15 protein-coding genes and 2 pseudogenes are annotated in these 15,887 nt (G+C 71.9%); 5 read left to right on the forward strand and 12 right to left on the reverse strand.

Annotation, left to right across the window (positions count from 1 at the left end):
* The first annotated feature begins 345 nt into the window (after positions 1-345).
* Positions 346-555: a PspC domain-containing protein gene (locus JNW91_RS14285; RefSeq protein WP_203175456.1), complete on the forward strand. Its 210-nt coding sequence runs from the start codon at positions 346-348 to the stop codon at positions 553-555.
* A gap of 196 nt (positions 556-751) precedes the next feature.
* Here the strand turns inward: JNW91_RS14285 and JNW91_RS14290 are convergent, their stop codons facing one another.
* The 7 genes from JNW91_RS14290 to pdxH form a co-directional block, all read right to left on the reverse strand.
* Positions 752-1,522: a DUF4230 domain-containing protein gene (locus JNW91_RS14290; RefSeq protein WP_203175459.1), complete on the reverse strand. Its 771-nt coding sequence runs from the start codon at positions 1,520-1,522 to the stop codon at positions 752-754.
* A 98-nt stretch (positions 1,523-1,620) separates the two neighbouring features.
* Positions 1,621-2,784 (reverse strand): acyl-CoA dehydrogenase family protein, encoded by a 1,164-nt coding sequence (locus tag JNW91_RS14295; protein WP_203175473.1) that lies wholly within the window; start codon positions 2,782-2,784, stop codon positions 1,621-1,623.
* Positions 2,785-2,828: 44 nt separating this feature from the next.
* Complete coding sequence (locus tag JNW91_RS14300) at positions 2,829-3,134, reverse strand: type II toxin-antitoxin system VapB family antitoxin (protein ID WP_089002310.1); 306 nt, start codon at positions 3,132-3,134, stop codon at positions 2,829-2,831.
* Positions 3,135-3,321: 187 nt separating this feature from the next.
* On the reverse strand, positions 3,322-3,924 hold the full coding sequence (locus JNW91_RS14305) for a nitroreductase family protein (protein ID WP_203175475.1): 603 nt from the start codon (positions 3,922-3,924) through the stop codon (positions 3,322-3,324).
* Positions 3,924-4,853 (reverse strand): aldose 1-epimerase family protein, encoded by a 930-nt coding sequence (locus tag JNW91_RS14310; protein ID WP_203175477.1) that lies wholly within the window; start codon positions 4,851-4,853, stop codon positions 3,924-3,926. The genes JNW91_RS14305 and JNW91_RS14310 overlap by 1 nt, the downstream gene beginning before the upstream one ends.
* 18 nt (positions 4,854-4,871) lie before the next feature.
* On the reverse strand, positions 4,872-6,170 hold the full coding sequence (locus JNW91_RS14315; protein WP_203175478.1) for an MFS transporter: 1,299 nt from the start codon (positions 6,168-6,170) through the stop codon (positions 4,872-4,874).
* A complete protein-coding gene (gene pdxH / locus JNW91_RS14320) occupies positions 6,167-6,796 on the reverse strand; it encodes a pyridoxamine 5'-phosphate oxidase (RefSeq protein ID WP_203175542.1) in 630 nt (209 codons plus the stop codon). Before pdxH ends, JNW91_RS14315 begins: the two co-directional genes overlap by 4 nt.
* Positions 6,797-7,077: 281 nt before the next feature.
* Between pdxH and JNW91_RS14325 the strand changes: the two genes are divergently transcribed.
* The 3 genes and pseudogenes from JNW91_RS14325 (at position 7,078) to sepH (ending at position 10,788) form a co-directional block, all read left to right on the forward strand.
* Entirely contained in the window at positions 7,078-8,184 is a 1,107-nt protein-coding gene (locus tag JNW91_RS14325; protein ID WP_203175543.1) for a citrate synthase 2, read from the forward strand.
* A gap of 205 nt (positions 8,185-8,389) precedes the next feature.
* Entirely contained in the window at positions 8,390-9,517 is a 1,128-nt protein-coding gene (serC, locus tag JNW91_RS14330) for a phosphoserine transaminase (RefSeq protein ID WP_203175479.1), read from the forward strand.
* 183 nt (positions 9,518-9,700) lie between these two features.
* Positions 9,701-10,788, forward strand: a pseudogene (gene sepH / locus JNW91_RS14335) (septation protein SepH).
* 71 nt (positions 10,789-10,859) lie between these two features.
* On the opposite strand, the gene JNW91_RS14340 reads toward sepH, so the two are convergent.
* Entirely contained in the window at positions 10,860-11,699 is an 840-nt protein-coding gene (locus tag JNW91_RS14340; RefSeq protein WP_203175480.1) for an alpha/beta fold hydrolase, read from the reverse strand.
* A gap of 15 nt (positions 11,700-11,714) precedes the next feature.
* The gene (locus JNW91_RS14345) at positions 11,715-12,380 is read right to left on the reverse strand and encodes a DUF4097 family beta strand repeat-containing protein (protein ID WP_203175489.1); all 666 of its coding nucleotides are present in this window, start codon (positions 12,378-12,380) and stop codon (positions 11,715-11,717) included.
* A gap of 234 nt (positions 12,381-12,614) precedes the next feature.
* Here JNW91_RS14345 and JNW91_RS14350 point away from each other — a divergent pair.
* Positions 12,615-13,381, forward strand: a pseudogene (locus tag JNW91_RS14350) (helix-turn-helix domain-containing protein).
* Here JNW91_RS14350 and thpR read toward each other — a convergent pair.
* From thpR to JNW91_RS14365, 3 genes are all read right to left on the reverse strand, one after another.
* Positions 13,351-13,929 (reverse strand): RNA 2',3'-cyclic phosphodiesterase, encoded by a 579-nt coding sequence (gene thpR / locus JNW91_RS14355; protein WP_203175499.1) that lies wholly within the window; start codon positions 13,927-13,929, stop codon positions 13,351-13,353. The pseudogene JNW91_RS14350 and the gene thpR overlap by 31 nt on opposite strands.
* A gap of 13 nt (positions 13,930-13,942) precedes the next feature.
* Positions 13,943-14,452, reverse strand: coding sequence for a hypothetical protein (locus JNW91_RS14360; protein ID WP_203175501.1), 510 nt, complete (start codon positions 14,450-14,452; stop codon positions 13,943-13,945).
* An 81-nt stretch (positions 14,453-14,533) separates the two neighbouring features.
* Positions 14,534-15,817 carry an MFS transporter gene (locus JNW91_RS14365; protein WP_203175503.1) on the reverse strand — a complete coding sequence of 428 codons (1,284 nt, stop codon included), beginning with the start codon at positions 15,815-15,817 and terminating at the stop codon, positions 14,534-14,536.
* Positions 15,818-15,887 lie beyond the last annotated feature (70 nt).

Raw genomic sequence — 15,887 nt, forward strand, 5'->3', positions numbered from 1 at the left:
GCCCCCGCGTCGCCCGCCGGCCGCGTCGCCGCCGCCGCCGAGATCGCGCACCGCGACCGCTCGCCCCCGCGACGACCGCCCCCGCAAGATCGTGCTCGATCCCGGATGTAGTGGTTTTGAACGGTCGTGAGGCCACTACGTCCTGGATCATGCGCGATCTTGGGCGGATGCGACCGAGCGAAGTCGGCGGAACGGCCGTGAGGGGGAGTCGGGGAGGGGTCGCCCGGGTAAAGCACCTACGGGTCCACGCGTCGCCGATCCTCCTCGGGACCGAGGGCGGGCTGGCTACCCCTTTCTACCGTGGATCGCAGACGCGGCGCACCGCCGCAGAGTGGGAGTACGACGATGAGTCGCAAACTGGTTCGGCCCCGCCAGGGGCGCATGATCGCGGGCGTCTGCGCCGGCCTCGGGCAGCGGTTCGGCATGTCCGCCGGGATGGTCCGGCTGTTGTTCCTGCTGTCGCTGCTGCTGCCCGGCACCCAGGTGATCGTCTACCTGATCCTCTGGGTCCTCATGCCGGACGAGGACCGCTACCTCGCCTCCACCGGCCACTGACCCACACCCCGCGCCACGGCCCGGACCAGGCAGCAACTCCGGTGAAGTTGCTGCCTCCCGGACCGCCCGAGCCACCAACATCGGTGAAGTTGCGCGGATCTTGGCTTGGCGTTGGGCGGACGGGTCGGCGGCGGCGGGACAGGTGCGGAAGCGCCCGCTCCGACGATGGTCGGGGCGGGCGCTTCGGCGTACGGGGTCAGGGGGCCGTGTAGGTGACCGTGATCTGCTGGTAGCCGAGGGAGCGCAGCAGCCCCTCCAGCATCTTGCGGGTGTTCTCCTCGGCGCGGGCGGAGAGCCCGCTGTCCCGGGCGGCGCCGGTGATCCGTTCCTCGGCGAGCTGGTAGACCTGCTGCTGCCGGTTGGGGTCGTTGCCGACCAGGTCACCGAGGCGGTTGAGCAGACCGCGCTGCTCGGCGAACACGTAACTCTTCTCCAGGTCGAGGTTGGTCTCGCCGAGCTGCGGCGCGGGCAGCTTGATCTCGACCGACTTGCCGTCCGCGGACTGGACGATGGCACCCTCACCGATCTTGGTGAAGTCGACGTACGCCTCGACGCTGCCGGCCCCGACGAACAGGGTGCGCTCGTTGAGCAGGAAGTCCGGAACGTTGCGGCGGTCGTTCTGCGTGTCGACCACGACCTGGAAGTTGCCCTCCGCGGCCACGTAGCGGCTGAGGTCCTGGATCGACTTCAGCAGCGGGGGTTGGCTGCGGTCGGTCTGCTCCTTGGCGAACGGGTTGCGGAAATCCGGCAGGAAGCCGGTCGCCTGCACGCCGAGCAGCACGACCACGGCCAGCGCGGCGGCGCCGAGCAGGAGTAGCAGGCCACGGGCCGCCCCACCGCCCCCGGAGCCGCCCGGTGTGTCAGTGGTTGGTTCGGGGGTCGCGGCCGACCGCTCCTTGAGATCGTCGCCGGTCGGGTAACCGGGGAACTCCTTCGTGGGCTCGTTGATGCCAGCGTCGCGGGCCATCACGCTCACCGTCCTCGTCAGACACGTCGTCTGCATTGACGGTACGGCCCCGGTACGACAGCCGCGCGTCGAGCCGCCGGAAAGCACAAACGGGCAGGTCAGGCGAAGGCGGAGAGCCCGGTGAGCCGCTGCCCGACGACGAGCTGGTGGATCTCCGAGGTGCCCTCGTACGTCAGGACGCTCTCCAGGTTGTTCGCGTGCCGCATCACCGGGTACTCCCCGGAGACGCCGTTCGCGCCGAGGATGGTGCGGCACTGCCGGGCGATGGCCAGGGCTTCCCGCACGTTGTTCAGCTTGCCCACGCTGACCTGGTCGGGTCGCAGCCGGCCGGCGTCGGCGAGCCGGCCCAGGTGCAGCGCGAGCAGTTGCCCCTTCACCAGCTCGACGGCCATGTCGGCGAGCTTGGCCTGGGTGAGCTGGAAGCCCGCGAGCGGGCGACCGAACTGGGTGCGGGTGGTGGCGTACGCCAGGGTGGTCTCCAGGCAGTCCCGGGCGGCGCCGACCGAGCCCCAGACGATGCCGTACCGGGCCTCGGTGAGGCAGCTCAACGGGGCCTTGAGCCCGACCGCCTCGGGCAGTTGGGCGTCCGCCGGGAGCCGGACGTCGTCGAGCACGATCTCGCCGGTCACCGACGCGCGCAGCGACATCTTGCGGCGGATCTCGCGGGCCGTGACGCCGGGCGTGTCCATCGGTACGGCGAAACCCCGCACGCCCTCGTCGGTGCGCGCCCAGATCACCGCGACGTCGGCGATCGGCGCGTTGGTGATCCACATCTTTCCGCCGGTGAGCAGCCAGTCCTCGCCGTCGCGGCGGGCCCGGGTGGCCATCGAGGCGGGGTCGGAGCCGTGGTCCGGCTCGGTCAGGCCGAAACAGCCGATCGCCTCGCCGGTCGCCATCGACGGCAGCCAGCGCTGCTTCTGCTCCTCGCTGCCGTAACGCCAGATGGCGTACATGGCCAGCGAGCCCTGCACCGAGACCAGCGAGCGGACGCCGGAGTCGCCGGCCTCCAACTCCTGGCAGGCCAGCCCGTACGCGACGGCGGAGGCGCCGGCGCAGCCGTAGCCGGTGAGGTGCATGCCGAGCAGTCCGAGTTTGCCGAACTCGCGGGCCAACTCCCGGGCCGGCACCCGACCCTCCTCGTACCAGTCGGCGACGTGTGGGCGTACCCGGTCGTCGACGAGTTGGCGGACGACGTCGCGGATCTGTCGCTCCTCCTCGCTGAGCGACGGGTCCAGGTCGAGCAGGTCCAGTGGAGCGGTCATGGACGCCACCTTAACGAAGACTCAGGCCGATGGGCGGGGTCGCGTCATTCGATCGGCCCGGAGAGCACCAGCACCCGGGCATGGATCTGGTTGCGTTGCTGCAGGGCCGCGCGCAACGCCCGGTGCAGCCCGTCCTCCAGGTAGAGCCCGCCGTTCCACTGCACCACGTGCGGGAAGAGGTCGCCGTAGAAGGTGGAGTCCTCGGCGAGGAGCTTGTCGAGCGCCAGCTCGCGCTTTGTGGTGATCAACTGGTCCAGACGCAGCGGACGCGGCGGGATCTCCGCCCACTGCTTGAGCGTCAGATTGTGCTCCGGATAGGGACGCCCGTCCCGGACCGCTCTGAAGATCACGACGGCACGCTCCCCTCCCCGTGGCCGGGCCGACCGACGGCGCCGAGCCGGGCCGCGGCGGGCACCGCGCGGCGCGGCACCGATGACCGTGCCAGCCTAGCCGCCCGGTGCGCGTTGCGTTCTGCTCCCTGATGTCAGTTTCGCGCCCGATCGTCCCATCCTCAACCGGACGAACGGGACAGCCCACTCAGCTCCACCGGCCGCGCCGCACCACTTCGTCCACTCCACGACGTCCACGGCGCAACGACGGTGACCTATGGTCGGGTGCACGGTAACCGATTGTGACGGCACCGATGGGTTGGTACTCCGCCGGCACGCCGAACGCGTTCCGGTAGGCGGCCATCCGCTGCGCCGGAATGCCGAAGAAACACGCCCCCAGCCCCTCGTCCACGGCAGTGAGCAACATCAGCAGCGCGGCGAAGCCGGTGTCGACATGCCAGTACGGCACCGGCCAGCGGTCGGTCGACCGGTCCGTCCAGCCCTTGTCCGGCTCCGCGTACCGCCGCAGATAGGCCGACTCGTTGGCGTGCGGCACCACGATCAGCGGCGCCCGACGCATGCCGGCCAGCCAACGCTCCCGGCCGCCGCCGTCCGGAGTGGTCGCGGCCCAGAACCGTTCCCGGTCGGCCGCCTCCTCCAGCACCAGAAAGCCCCAGCCCTGCGCGAACCCGGCGGAGGGTGCGCGTACCGCGTGGTCCAGAAGCCGGTCCACCACGTCGGGCGGGACGGGGCGGTCCGGGTCGTAGTTGCGCACCATCCGCCGTCGGCGGACGACCTCGGCGAACTCCATCAGGCTCCGGGGCGGATGCCCCAGGCGCCCCGCCAGGTCACGCCCGGCTTGAGCGTGAGCAGGTCCTTGCCCGACCGGAACGCGTCCGGCGGGCAGGTCATCGGCTCGATCGCCACCGAGCGTCGGTGCCGCTCGCCGGTGAGGGCGTCGCCTGTGAACACCTGCCACCAGCCGAACTCGGCGTCCGCCCAGATGCTCACGCCGGCCGAGCCGTCCGGCGCGGCCAGGCTCACCGAGGAGCCGCCGTCGGCGTCGCGGATCACCTCGCCGAAGCAGAGGTCGAGCTCGACGCCGCCGATCTGGCGCGGGCTGGTCCAGTCGTACTCGGTGCCGGCCACCGGGGTCGCCCCCACCGGCAACAACCGACCGTCCACCAGCACGCGGGTACGGGTGGGCAGGCGCATGACCAGGTCGTCCACGGCGACGCCCGGCAGTTGCAGGTACGGGTGCACGGAGAACCCGAACGGCGCCAACTCCCCACCGATGTTGGTGACCTCGTGCTCGGCGCGCAGCCCGTCCGCGTCGACGCTCCACCGGCTGCGCAGCCGCAGCGGCCACGGGTAGCCGGGCTGCGGCGGCAGGTCGTAGCCGACCGTCACGGCGTCCGCCGACTGCTCCAACAACTGCCACGGCACCCAGTTGACCAGCCCGTGGATGGCGACGTGCCGTTCCGGCTCGGTCAGCGGAAGCTGGTGCGTCCGCCCGGCGAACGGGTAGCGGCCGTCGCGGATCCGGTTCGGCCAGGGCGCCAGCACCTGCCCGGCGCAGCCGGGGCAGACCTCGTCGGTCTGGTACCCGTCGAGCAGCTCGACGCCGTCGTGCCGGTACGTCCGCAGCCCGCCGCCCACCTCCACGATGACGGCCTCGTGGCCGGCGGCGGAGATGGTCCACTGGGCGCCGGAGAACGGGCGCTGGTCGGGGCTTTCCATGCCGGCGACCCTAACCGGTCACGTGCGCTCACCGCTCGACGCGGTCGCGGCCCGGTAGCGCAGCAGCGCCGGGAACACGACCGCGAGCACCACGACGAGCACCGCCGAGGCGAGCCCGCCGGCGACCCAGGCCACCCCGCCGCCGAATCCGGCGGCCATGGTGCCCGCCCGCACGTCACCCAGGCGCGGGCCGCCCGCCACCACCACCGTGTTGACACCCTGGAGCCGGCCGCGCATCCGGTCCGGCGCGTACACCAGCAGCATCGACTGGCGCAGCACCGCGCTGATCAGGTCGGCCGCGCCGGCCACGGCGAGCAGGGCGACCATCAGCCAGAGCTGGTGGGCCAGGCCGGCCGCGGCGATGGCGAGGCCCCAACCGACCACGGCCAGCACCAGGCCGAGCCCCTGGCGGCGCAGCCGGCCGATCCAGCCGGAGGTCAGCCCACCGATCATCGAGCCGATCGCGATGGCGCTGTAGAGCAGACCGACCGCGCCACCGCCGCCGAACCGCTCGTGGGCGATCTCCGGGAAGAGCGCCCTCGGCATGGCCAGGATCATCGCGATGAGGTCCACCCCGAAGGAGAGCAGCAGCACCGGCGTGGTGGCCAGGTAACGGAATCCGTCGATCACGCTGGCCAGGCCGGCGCGGGGGGCCGAACCGTCGGCGGTCGGCTCGGGCGGCAGCGCGGGCAGGCGCAGCGCGGCCCAGAGCATCGCGGTGAACAGCACCGCGTCCACCCCGTACGCGATCGGCAGCACCACGGTGGTGTCCGGCGAGGCGGAGAGGATCAGACCGGCGGCGAGCGGGCCGGCGACCGAGGCCGCGGTGAAAGTCGTGTAGTTCAGGGTGCTGGCGGCCGGAACGAGCTCCTCCGGGACCAGCCGGGGCAGCATGGCGCTGCGGGCCGGCGAGGTGATCGCGAACGCCACGGACTGCACCGCCATCAAGGCCAGCAACAGCACCGGGCTGCCCACGTTCAGCAGCGCCTGGACCAGCAGCCCGAGAGTCGACGCCCAGAGCAGCACGGACCCGCCGAGCAACACCGCACGGCGGTCGCGCGCGTCGGCGACGGCACCACCCCAGAGCCCGAAGATCAGCAACGGTACGAAGGCCGCCACGCCCAGCAGACCGACCCAGAACGAGTCCCGGGTCAGGGCGTACATCTCCACCGGAACCGCGACGGCGGTGAACTGGAAACCGAACATCGCGACGGTGTTGCCGAGCCACAGCCGCCGGTACGCCGGGACGCGCAGCGGACGTACGTCGATCGCCCAGCGGCGCGCCTCGCGCGAGCGGGCCTCCTGTACACCCGTCACGGCGCCAGCCGCTCGACGGTCCACTCACCCTCGTCGAGGTGACGAAAGCGGAGCCGGTCGTGCAGCCGGCCCGCCCGACCCTGCCAGAACTCCACCGCGTCGGGTCGGACCCGCAACCCGCCCCAGTGCGGCGGGGTCGGGATGACGGCCTCGTCCGGGTACCGCTCGGCGGCCTGCCGGTAGCGCTCCTCCAGCGCGGCCCGGTCCGGCACGACCTGCGACTGCGGGCTGGCCCAGGCGCCCAGCTGGGAGCCGCGCGGACGGCTGGCGAAGTACGCGTCGGTGTCCGCCCGGTCGATCGGGGCGATCCGCCCGGTGACCACCACCTGCCGCTGCATGGCGAACCAGGGGAAGACCAGGCTGGCGTACGGGTTGGCGCTCGCCTCGACACCCTTGCGGGAGAGGTGGTTGGTGAAGAAGACGAAACCGTCCGGGTCGTACCCCTTCAGCAGCACCGTCCGTCCGCTCGGCCGGCCGGCGGCGTCGGCGGTGCCCACCACCATCGCGTTGGGTTCGGGTAGCCCGAAGGCCACCGCGTCGACGAACCAGCGGTCGAACTGGGTGTGCCAGTCGGCGGCCAGGTCAGCTTCGGTCAGGCCCAGGTCCGCTGCGTACTCGTTACGCATCGCGGCCGGGGCGGGTGTGTCGCCCGTCACGTCCCCACTCCTTCTCGGCGGCCTCGCCGACGCCCTCCCGCGCTGGCCAGCCCGCACCGCCCAGTCTCACCGAGCCGCGCGGAGAATGCGCGTCCTCAGATGTCGTGTGCAGCACAGTGGCAGTGGGTCGCGTATCCGGTTACTGAGCGGGCAAGATGTTCCGAACACATCCCTGAGGGTCGCCTAAGGCGCTCGGCCGATCGGGCCGGATGAGCCTGACCGGGCGCACCGACCAGATCCAGGAGAGCGACATGGCCGATTTCAAACCCGGACTGGAGGGCGTCGTCGCCTTCGAGACCGAGATCGCCGAACCCGACCGCGAGGGTGGCGCGCTGCGCTATCGCGGGGTCGACATCGAGGATCTGATCGGCCAGGTCTCGTTCGGGAACGTGTGGGCGCTGCTGGTCGACGGCCGGTTCGGGCCGGGCCTGCCGCCGGCGGAGCCGTTCCCGGTGCCGGTGCACTCCGGCGACATCCGGGTCGACGTGCAGTCGGCGGTCGCGATGCTGGCGCCGTACTGGGGTCTCAGCCAGCTGCTGGACATCTCCGACGAGCAGGCCCGCGAGGATCTCGCCCGCGTTTCGGTGACCGCGCTCTCCTTCGTCGCGCAGTCCGCCCGGGGCCTCGGCCTGCCGGCGGTGCCGCAGAAGGAGATCGACAAGGCGCAGACGATCGTCGAGCGGTTCATGAAGCGCTGGCGGGGTGAGCCCGACCCGCGGCACGTCAAGGCCGTCGACGCGTACTTCATCTCGGCCGCCGAACACGGCCTGAACGCCTCCACCTTCACCGCCCGCATCGTCGCCTCCACCGGCGCGGACGCGGCGGCCTGCATCTCCTCCGGCATCGGCGCCCTCTCCGGCCCGCTGCACGGCGGCGCACCGTCCCGCGTGCTCAGCATGTTGGAGGCGGTGGAGCGCAGCGGCGACGCGGAGGGCTACGTCAAGGGTGTCCTGGACCGCGGCGAGCGCCTGATGGGCTTCGGCCACCGGGTCTACCGTGCCGAGGACCCGCGCGCCCGCGTGCTCCGGCGCACCGCCAAGGAGCTGGGCGCGCCGCGCTTCGAGATCGCCGAGGCGCTGGAGAAGGCGGCCCTGGCCGAGTTGCAGGCCCGCCGCCCGGACCGGGTGCTGGCCACCAACGTCGAGTTCTGGTCGGCCGTCGTACTCGACTTCGCCGAGGTGCCGGCGCACATGTTCACCTCGATGTTCACCTGCGCCCGGATGGGCGGCTGGAGCGCGCACATCCTGGAGCAGAAGCGCCTGCAGCGGCTGGTCCGCCCGTCGGCCCGCTACGTCGGCCCGGAGAGCCGTAAGCCGTCCGACGTCGAGGGCTGGGCCGCCATCCCGCACGGCGTCTGACCCTGCCCGCGAGGGGCCCCTCCGGTACGTCGTCGTACCGGAGGGGCCCCTTCGCATTCGGGTGGCCGATCGGCGCCCGGGGTGTGGCGAAGGACTCAGCCCCGCCCTCGGGGGCCCGGCTTCCACCGATGGGTCCGGGTGCGAGGATGAGGGCCGGCAGTGTCGCCGGGCCCGCCCTCGCCCTTGCGGAAGGATCTTCAAGACCGTGGCTGACGCACCGACCATCCGGATTCCCGATGAGATCAAGCCCGCCGACGGACGTTTCGGCTGCGGCCCGTCCAAGGTCCGTCCCGCGGCGGTGTCCGCACTCGCCGACGTGGCCACCAGCTACCTGGGCACCTCGCACCGGCAGAAGACGGTCCGCGACCAGGTGGCCCGGCTGCGCTCCGGCATCGCCGAGTTCTTCTCGCTGCCCGAGGGCTACGAGGTCGTGATCGGCAACGGCGGCACCACCGCGTTCTGGGAGGTCGCCACCTTCGGCCTGATCCGTGACCGCGCGCAGTTCGCCAGCTTCGGCGAGTTCGGCGCCAAGTTCGCCAAGTCGGTCAAGGACGCCCCGTTCCTCGGTGAGCCGACCGTCCGCAAGGCCGACGCGGGCAGCGCGCCGGCCCTGGTCGCCGAGTCCGGCGTGGACGCCTACGCGACCCCGCAGAACGAGACCTCGACCGGCGTCGCGGTGCCGATCGGCCGGGTGGCGGGTGCGGACGAGGGTGCGCTGCTGCTCGTCGACGCCACCTCGGGCGCCGGCGGCCTGGAGGTGAACGTCGGCGAGACCGACGTCTACTACTTCGCGCCGCAGAAGTGCTTCGGCTCCGACGGCGGTCTCTGGCTGGCCCTGATGTCGCCGGCCGCACTGGACCGGGCCGCCGAGATCAAGGCGTCCGGGCGGTACATCCCGGCCTTCCTCGACCTGGTCACCGCGATCGACAACTCGCGGCTGGAGCAGACGTACAACACCCCGGCGCTGGCCACCATCTTCCTGGCCGCCGAGCAGACCGACTGGATGAACGCGCAGGGCGGCCTGGCCTGGGCGGCCAAGCGCACCGCGGAGAGCGCGGCGACGGTGTACGGCTGGGCGGAGCGGTCCCCCGTGGCCACCCCGTTCGTCACCGACCCGGCGCTGCGGTCCAACGTGGTCGCCACCATCGACTTCGCCGACGGGGTGGACGCCACCGCGATCGCGAAGGCGCTGCGCGCCAACGGCATCGTGGACACCGAGCCGTACCGCAAGCTCGGTCGCAACCAGCTGCGGGTGGCGCTGTTCCCGGCCGTCGAGCCGGCCGACGTCGAGGCGTTGACCGCGTCCATCGACTACGTGGTCGAGCGCCTCTGAGTTTCGTCACGTCGTGTCCGTCGAGGCTTCCACGGACACCGACCGTGATCATCGTTGCAGCTCAGTCGCGACATGCGGGGTGTCGCTTCCCCCACCCCGAGACAGATGCGCGTACGGTGGTCCGAGACGCCTGGGTGGCCGACTCGTGGCGTGCGGCCAACGAAGCGGGACGGAGGCAACGCTATGCGCCCAGTACGCTTCGTCGCCCTCTCCGAGGACGGCCATGCCCTCGTTCTCGCCGACGAGGTCGGACGGCTGCTCGCCCTGCCGATCGACGAGCGGATCGCCGGCGCGTTGCACGCCGAGCCGGGCGGTCCGCCGCTTCCGGCGGCGCCGACGGCCGTCGACCCGGTTCCCTCGCTGTCCCCTCGGGACATCCAGGCCCGCATCCGTTCCGGTGAGTCCGCCGAGGACGTCGCCCGGATCGCCGGGGTGCCGGTCGACCGGGTGCTGCGCTACGCCGGCCCGGTGCTCCAGGAACGGGCGATGCTCGCCCAGCACGCCCGCCGCACCCGGCTCAAGGGTGCGGAGAAGCCCACCCCGCTCGCCGAGGTGGTCAACGGTCGTCTGAGCCAGCACGGCATCGACACCGAGAAGATCTCCTGGGACGCGTACCGGAGGGACGACGGCACCTGGCGGATCATCGCCACCTGGCCGTCCGGCAAGGCCACCGCGCAGGCCATCTGGGATCTCGACAAGACCCGGCAGGCGGTCACCCCCCACGACGACATGGCGCAGTACCTGTGCGCCGAGCGGCCCACGCCGATCCTCGGCCAGGAGCCGGCGCCGGAGCGGGGTGGGCACGCCCTGCCCGGTCCGTCGCGTGGCGAGCCGAGCCGCGGTGGGCACGGGCTTCCGGCCGCGTCCGAGCACCCGCGTCCCGGTCGGGACCCGATCCGTGCCGGACGCGACGCGCTGCTCGCCTCACTGGACCGCCCGCTCGGCGCCTCGTCGGGTCGCGGGCTGGAGCCGCGTACGCCGGCTGCCCTTGCCGGGTCGGACGCTCCCCGGCAGCGGCCGGTCGGTGGTGGTGCCGCGGCACTGCTCGGCGGCGGCCAGGGTTCGGCCTTCGACGACGACTCGGACGCGCCCAAGGAGGTGCCGGCCGTGCCGTCGCTGGCGGTCCTGCGGCCGCGTCGGACCGGCGCCGCGGCGGCCGCCGCCGGCAGCGGCGGCGAGTCCACCGATGCCAACGGCAAGCCGCGTAAGCGCTGCCGAGCTGGGACGACGTGCTCTTCGGCAGTGGCCCCGCCGCGCGTGAGTCCTCCTGACGCTTCGCGTTGACGGGTGGCGGTTCGCCACCCGTCGGCGCGAGGCACGCGGCGGGTCCGCCGCCCGGCCTTCACCGACCGCTGGTCGTGTCGTCGGTGCCCCTCCGGTCGAGGTCCGCGACCTCGCGGACGGCCTCGGCGATCGCCCGGAAGTCCTTCTTGAGGATCGCTCCGTGGTTGCTGGTCACCTTCGCGGCGATCCGGATGTGTGGGTTGCGGGTGGTTACCGCGTCGAGGCTGGTGCGGATCCGCTCCTGTTCGTCACCGCGACTGCCGAGGGACGTCCCGGAGGCGACGACGTACCGCACCGGAACGGTGATGGCGTCCAGCACCGGGCCGAGCTCGCGCTCGCGGGACAGTCTGCCGAGCTCGATGTTGCTGTCCGCCATCTGCTCGGCGTTCATCCGCGGGGTCAGGCCGGTCGGGCGCAGCAGCGGCATGAACAGGTTCATCCGCCGGAACAGCTTCCGGATGCGCTGCTCCATGGCGTCGTCGAGCCAGTCGTACGGGAACGCGCCGTCGACCAGGACCGCACCCATGGCACGGTTCGGGTTCCGGCTGGCCCAGTGCGCCCCGACGACGGCCCCGTAGGACCAGCCCACCACCAGCGCACGGTTCACACCCCTGGCCGCGAGAACGGCGTCGACGTCCCGGACGGCTGCCTCGAAGGAATAGTCCGCCGAACGCTTCGACGTCCTGCCGCGAGCCCGCTCGTCGTAGGTGATGTGCCGCCACCCGGTCCCCAGTTCGGCGATGACCCGCCGCCAGTACCCCTGGGTGGAGAACTGGCCGTTGAGGTAGACGATCGGGGTGCCGGGGCCGCCGGTGTCGGTGACGGCCAGGGCGGTGACGTGGACCGGCACCAGGCCGGTCCACGTCGAGCTGGTCGAGAACGTGCTGTTGTTCGTCATCGTCATCCGTCCTGTTCAGAGGCTGCGGGCGGTGATGTCGCCGTGGAGGGTGGTGGCGTGGATGTCGAGTTGGGTGGTGCCGTCGTTCTTGAGGGTGTTGCCGACGCGGCCGTGGCCGGTGCCGGCGTCCAGGGCGGCCGAGACGCCGGCGGCGGCGGCGACCGAGATGTCGCCGGACTGGGTACGGAGGACGACCGTGCCGCGTACGGCCTCGGCGATCCGGATGTCGCCCCTCGCGGTGCTGATCTCCGCGGGGCCGTTGAGCCGGCCGACCTCGACGTCGCCGTCGATCGCGGTGAGCCGGACGCTCGCCGCCTCGTCGATCTTGACCTGGCGGTACGCCCCGTCGAAGGCGACGTCGCCGAGGCGTCCGACGCTGCGAAGCTCGGCGCTGGCGGTCTTGGCCTCGATGCGAGAGTCGGCGGGTAGCCGGACGGTGACCTCCAGGGATCCGGAGGGGCCGAACAGCTTGTCGGTGGGGCCGGCGGTCGTGATTCGCAGGACGCCATCGGCGTAGGCGACGGTGGTGCGCTCGGCGGTCTTGGTGTCGCGGCTCTTGGCGGGGTCGGCGGGGAGGACCTCGACGATGGTGTCGGCGCGGTCCGCGGCGATGAACCGGATGCGTCCGGCGGGGATGTCCAGGACGGCGGAGATCGGGGCGGGGGTTTCGAAGGTCTGCATCGCGCTCTCCCATGTTCACTGTGTTTCCGACACGGGAAAAGCTACGTTGCTTTCCATATACAGGCAACACCGTCGTTGCATGAATAGAGCGTTTCCGCAGTTCAAGCGCATGAGATTGTTGCAACCGTCCTGCATCTAATGCAACGATCGCCACCCGTACGTTGCAATGGACGGTGAGTGAACGCTATGGTGAGGCGGTCCGAACCGCCGTGCAGGATCACCGAGGAGACCGCGATGCCGGGAGGCAGGCTCACCCAGCAGGAACGCCAGCAGATCGCGCTGGGGCTGACCGACAGCCTCCCCTACGCCGAGATCGCCCGCCGCCTCGACCGTCCCACCTCGACGATCACCCGCGAGGTGATGCGCAACGGCGGCCCCACCGGCTATCGTGCCGACCTGGCCCACCGCGCCACCGAACGCGCGCCCACCGGCGCGGAGCCGCCGCCTCGCGGGCGGCCGAGTCAGTCCCGCCGCCGCACGGACGCGATGCGCGGGCCGTCGCCGAGTACGAGGAGACGTTCACCACCGTCCTCATGGCCTCGGGCCTGACCAAGATGGCGGCCCGGGTGCTGACCTGCCTGTTCACCACCGACTCGGGCAGCCTCACCGCGTCCCAACTCGCGCAGCGCCTCCAGGTCAGCCCGGCGTCGATCTCCAAGGCGATCACCTTCCTGGAGAGCCAGAGCCTCGTCCGCCGAGAACGCGACGAGCGCCGTCGCGACCGCTACGTCGTCGACGACGAACTCTTCTACCAGGCGACGATCGCCAGCGCCCGATCCAACGATCAACTCGTCGAAACCGCACGCCAGGGCGTCGCCCTCCTCGGCCCGCACACCCCCGCCGCCGCCCGCCTGGAGAACATCGCCCGCTTCCTCGACTTCATCAGCGAAAGCATCACCCGCGCCGCCGAACAGGCCCGCGAGGTCCTCCACACCAGCCACTCCGCCACCACCGGCCGGGTGCCACCGGGTCAGAGCGGCCAGGCGGCGAGCCGCTCGTAACGTGGTCGAGGGCCGAGGTGGCTGCGCACCAGCAGCAGCTCGGTCGCCGACCAGGTCGGTCCCTGGTAGGCGTCCAGCGTGGTCACATCGGCCTCGACGTCCGCCAGGGCCATCCGGTCGCCGGGCCGGGCAACGGTCAGGTGCGGCCGGAACGGCTTCTCGTCGCACGGCAGCCGGGCGTGGCGCAGCCGGGACCGGATCAGCCGGGCCAGTACGCGCAGCGCCTCGACATCGCCCCGGAGGTCCACCCAGAGCACGGTGGACCGGTCCCGGCCGAACCGCCCACCGCCGCCGAGGCTCAACCGGGGTGCGGAGTCCCGGCCGTCGCGGAACCACTCGGCGGCCAACCCGAGCGCACTCTCCACCTCGACCAGCCGGGCGGCCTCGACCACACCGAGGAACGCCAGGGTCAGGTGCAGGCGGGCCGGGTCGGCGAGCCGGACGTTGACGCCGGCGGCCGTCGCCGCCCCGACGCGCAGCCGGGCGACCCGTGCGCCGAGATGGTTGACCGCCTCGACGGACGGGTGGACCGCGACGAAGAGTCGCAAACTGCCGAGCCGCTCAGTGGTGCCGTTGCCGGTGCCCGGCCCGGGCCGCCGGCAGGGCCAGCCCGGCGGCGTGCAGCACGCCCTCGACCCGCACCCGCTCGATCTCCTGGTCGACGCCCTCCAACTCGGCGAGGTGTTCGGTGATGCCGAGGGCGCGGCACGCCAGCCGGAGCCGGTCGTCGTACGCCTGGAGCAGCGCGCCGTGCCACACCATCGACCGGCCCGTCCCGCCGAGCCGCTGGCCGCCGAGGCGCCGCAGGTCGGCGGCGAGGTGTTCCAGGGGTCGCCGGTCGGTCCGATCGAACTCGCTGAGGTCGATGTCGCGGGTCAGCGCGTCGGCTTCGATGGCCCGGTCGAGGCGGGCGATGGTGCGTTTCTCCCGCCGACGCTCACGCCACTCGGACCAGCCGCAGACCACCCGGTCGAGGATCTCGTCGTAGCAGAACAGCAGCGCGAACGCCGCCGGAAGGCTGGCCACGGCGAGGAACGCCAGGGCCAGCATCAGCGCGCGTCCGACTCCCACGTATCGACGCTAAGCCCCGTCGTGCCGCCTCGCCAGCGATTTGGCCGCATCCGCGCCATCCGCTCATCGGGACCGGCGCCTTCAGCAGTCGGTGGAGGTGACGTAGAAGCGCGGCATCGGGAGCACCCGGAAGCGCAACCGGGCACCGGAGCGGCGCAGCTGCCAGGTGAGCGCGATCAGGGCGGTGGCCAGCGAGATGAGACCACCCATCCAGATGCTGGCGCCAGCGCCGAAGTGCTCCGCGACCCAGCCGATCAGCGGGGCGCCGACCGGGTTCGTGCCCAGAAACACCAGCACCCACAGGGACATCACCCGCCCCCGGAACGCCGCGTCCACACCCAACTGGACCCGCTGGTTCGACGCCTGAGCGAAGAAGACCATGAAGAAGCCGGTCGGCACCAGCAGCACCACGACCAGCCAGTACGTCGACGCGAAGCCGACCAGGGTGCCGAAGCTGGCGCAGGCGATCGCGGCGCCGAGCACCAGCCACACCGACGGTCGGCTGCGCCGGCCGGTGCCGCTGAGCGCGCCGCCCAGCGCGCCGACGGCGAGGGCGGTGCTGAACAGGCCGAAGGAGGCCGCACCGGTGTTGAAGACGGTCTTCGCCAGCGCGGCGAGGGTGAGCTGGAAGTTGAACAGCGACATGCCGATCACCGACATGACCGCCATCGGCAGCAGCAGGTCCGGTCGGCGCCACACGTACCGCAGACCGTCGATCACCCGCGCGGACGCCCGCTCGTCGCGCGGCAGCAGGGCATCCCGGTGCAGCTCGGCCGTCCGCATCCGGACGACGTTGACCAGGGGAGCAACCGAGCTGAGGGCGGTGAAGAGGAAGACCGGGCCCACGTCGAAGGCGGCGATGGCCAGACCGGCGACGGCCGGGCCGACGATGCGGGCCGAGTTGAACACGGCGGCGTTCAGCGACAGCGCGTTGGGCAGCAGGGGCGTACCGACAAGCTCGGAGACGAACGCCTGGCGGACCGGGGTCTCCACGGCGTTGGCCGTGCCGAGCAGGGCGGCGAACGCGAAGACGTGCCAGAGCTGCACCAGGTCGGTGAGGACCAGCAGGGCCATGCCGAGCGCCAGCACGCTCCAGAGGGCGTTGGCCGCGAACAGCAGCACCCGCTTGTCGTACCGGTCGGCGAGCCGGCCGGAGAGCAGCGTGAGCAGCAGTACCGGGGTGAACTGGCACGCGGTGACCACGCCGAGCGCGGTCGCCGAGTTGTCGGAGAGCTCAAGGACGAGCCAGTCCTGGGCGATGAACATCATCCAGACGCCGATCAGCTTGATCAGCTGCCCGGTTGCGAAGAGCCGGTAGTTGCGGACCTGTAGGGACTGGAACATCGTGCTCAGCTTGGCCTGCACTCTTGGTGCGCCTCCTCGGACGTACGCGTCATCGACAGGTGACGGCACGGCCCGGTGGCGCGGGCGTGAC

Source organism: Micromonospora parastrephiae, from assembly GCF_016802865.1.
Classification (GTDB): Bacteria; Actinomycetota; Actinomycetes; order Mycobacteriales; family Micromonosporaceae; genus Micromonospora; species Micromonospora parastrephiae.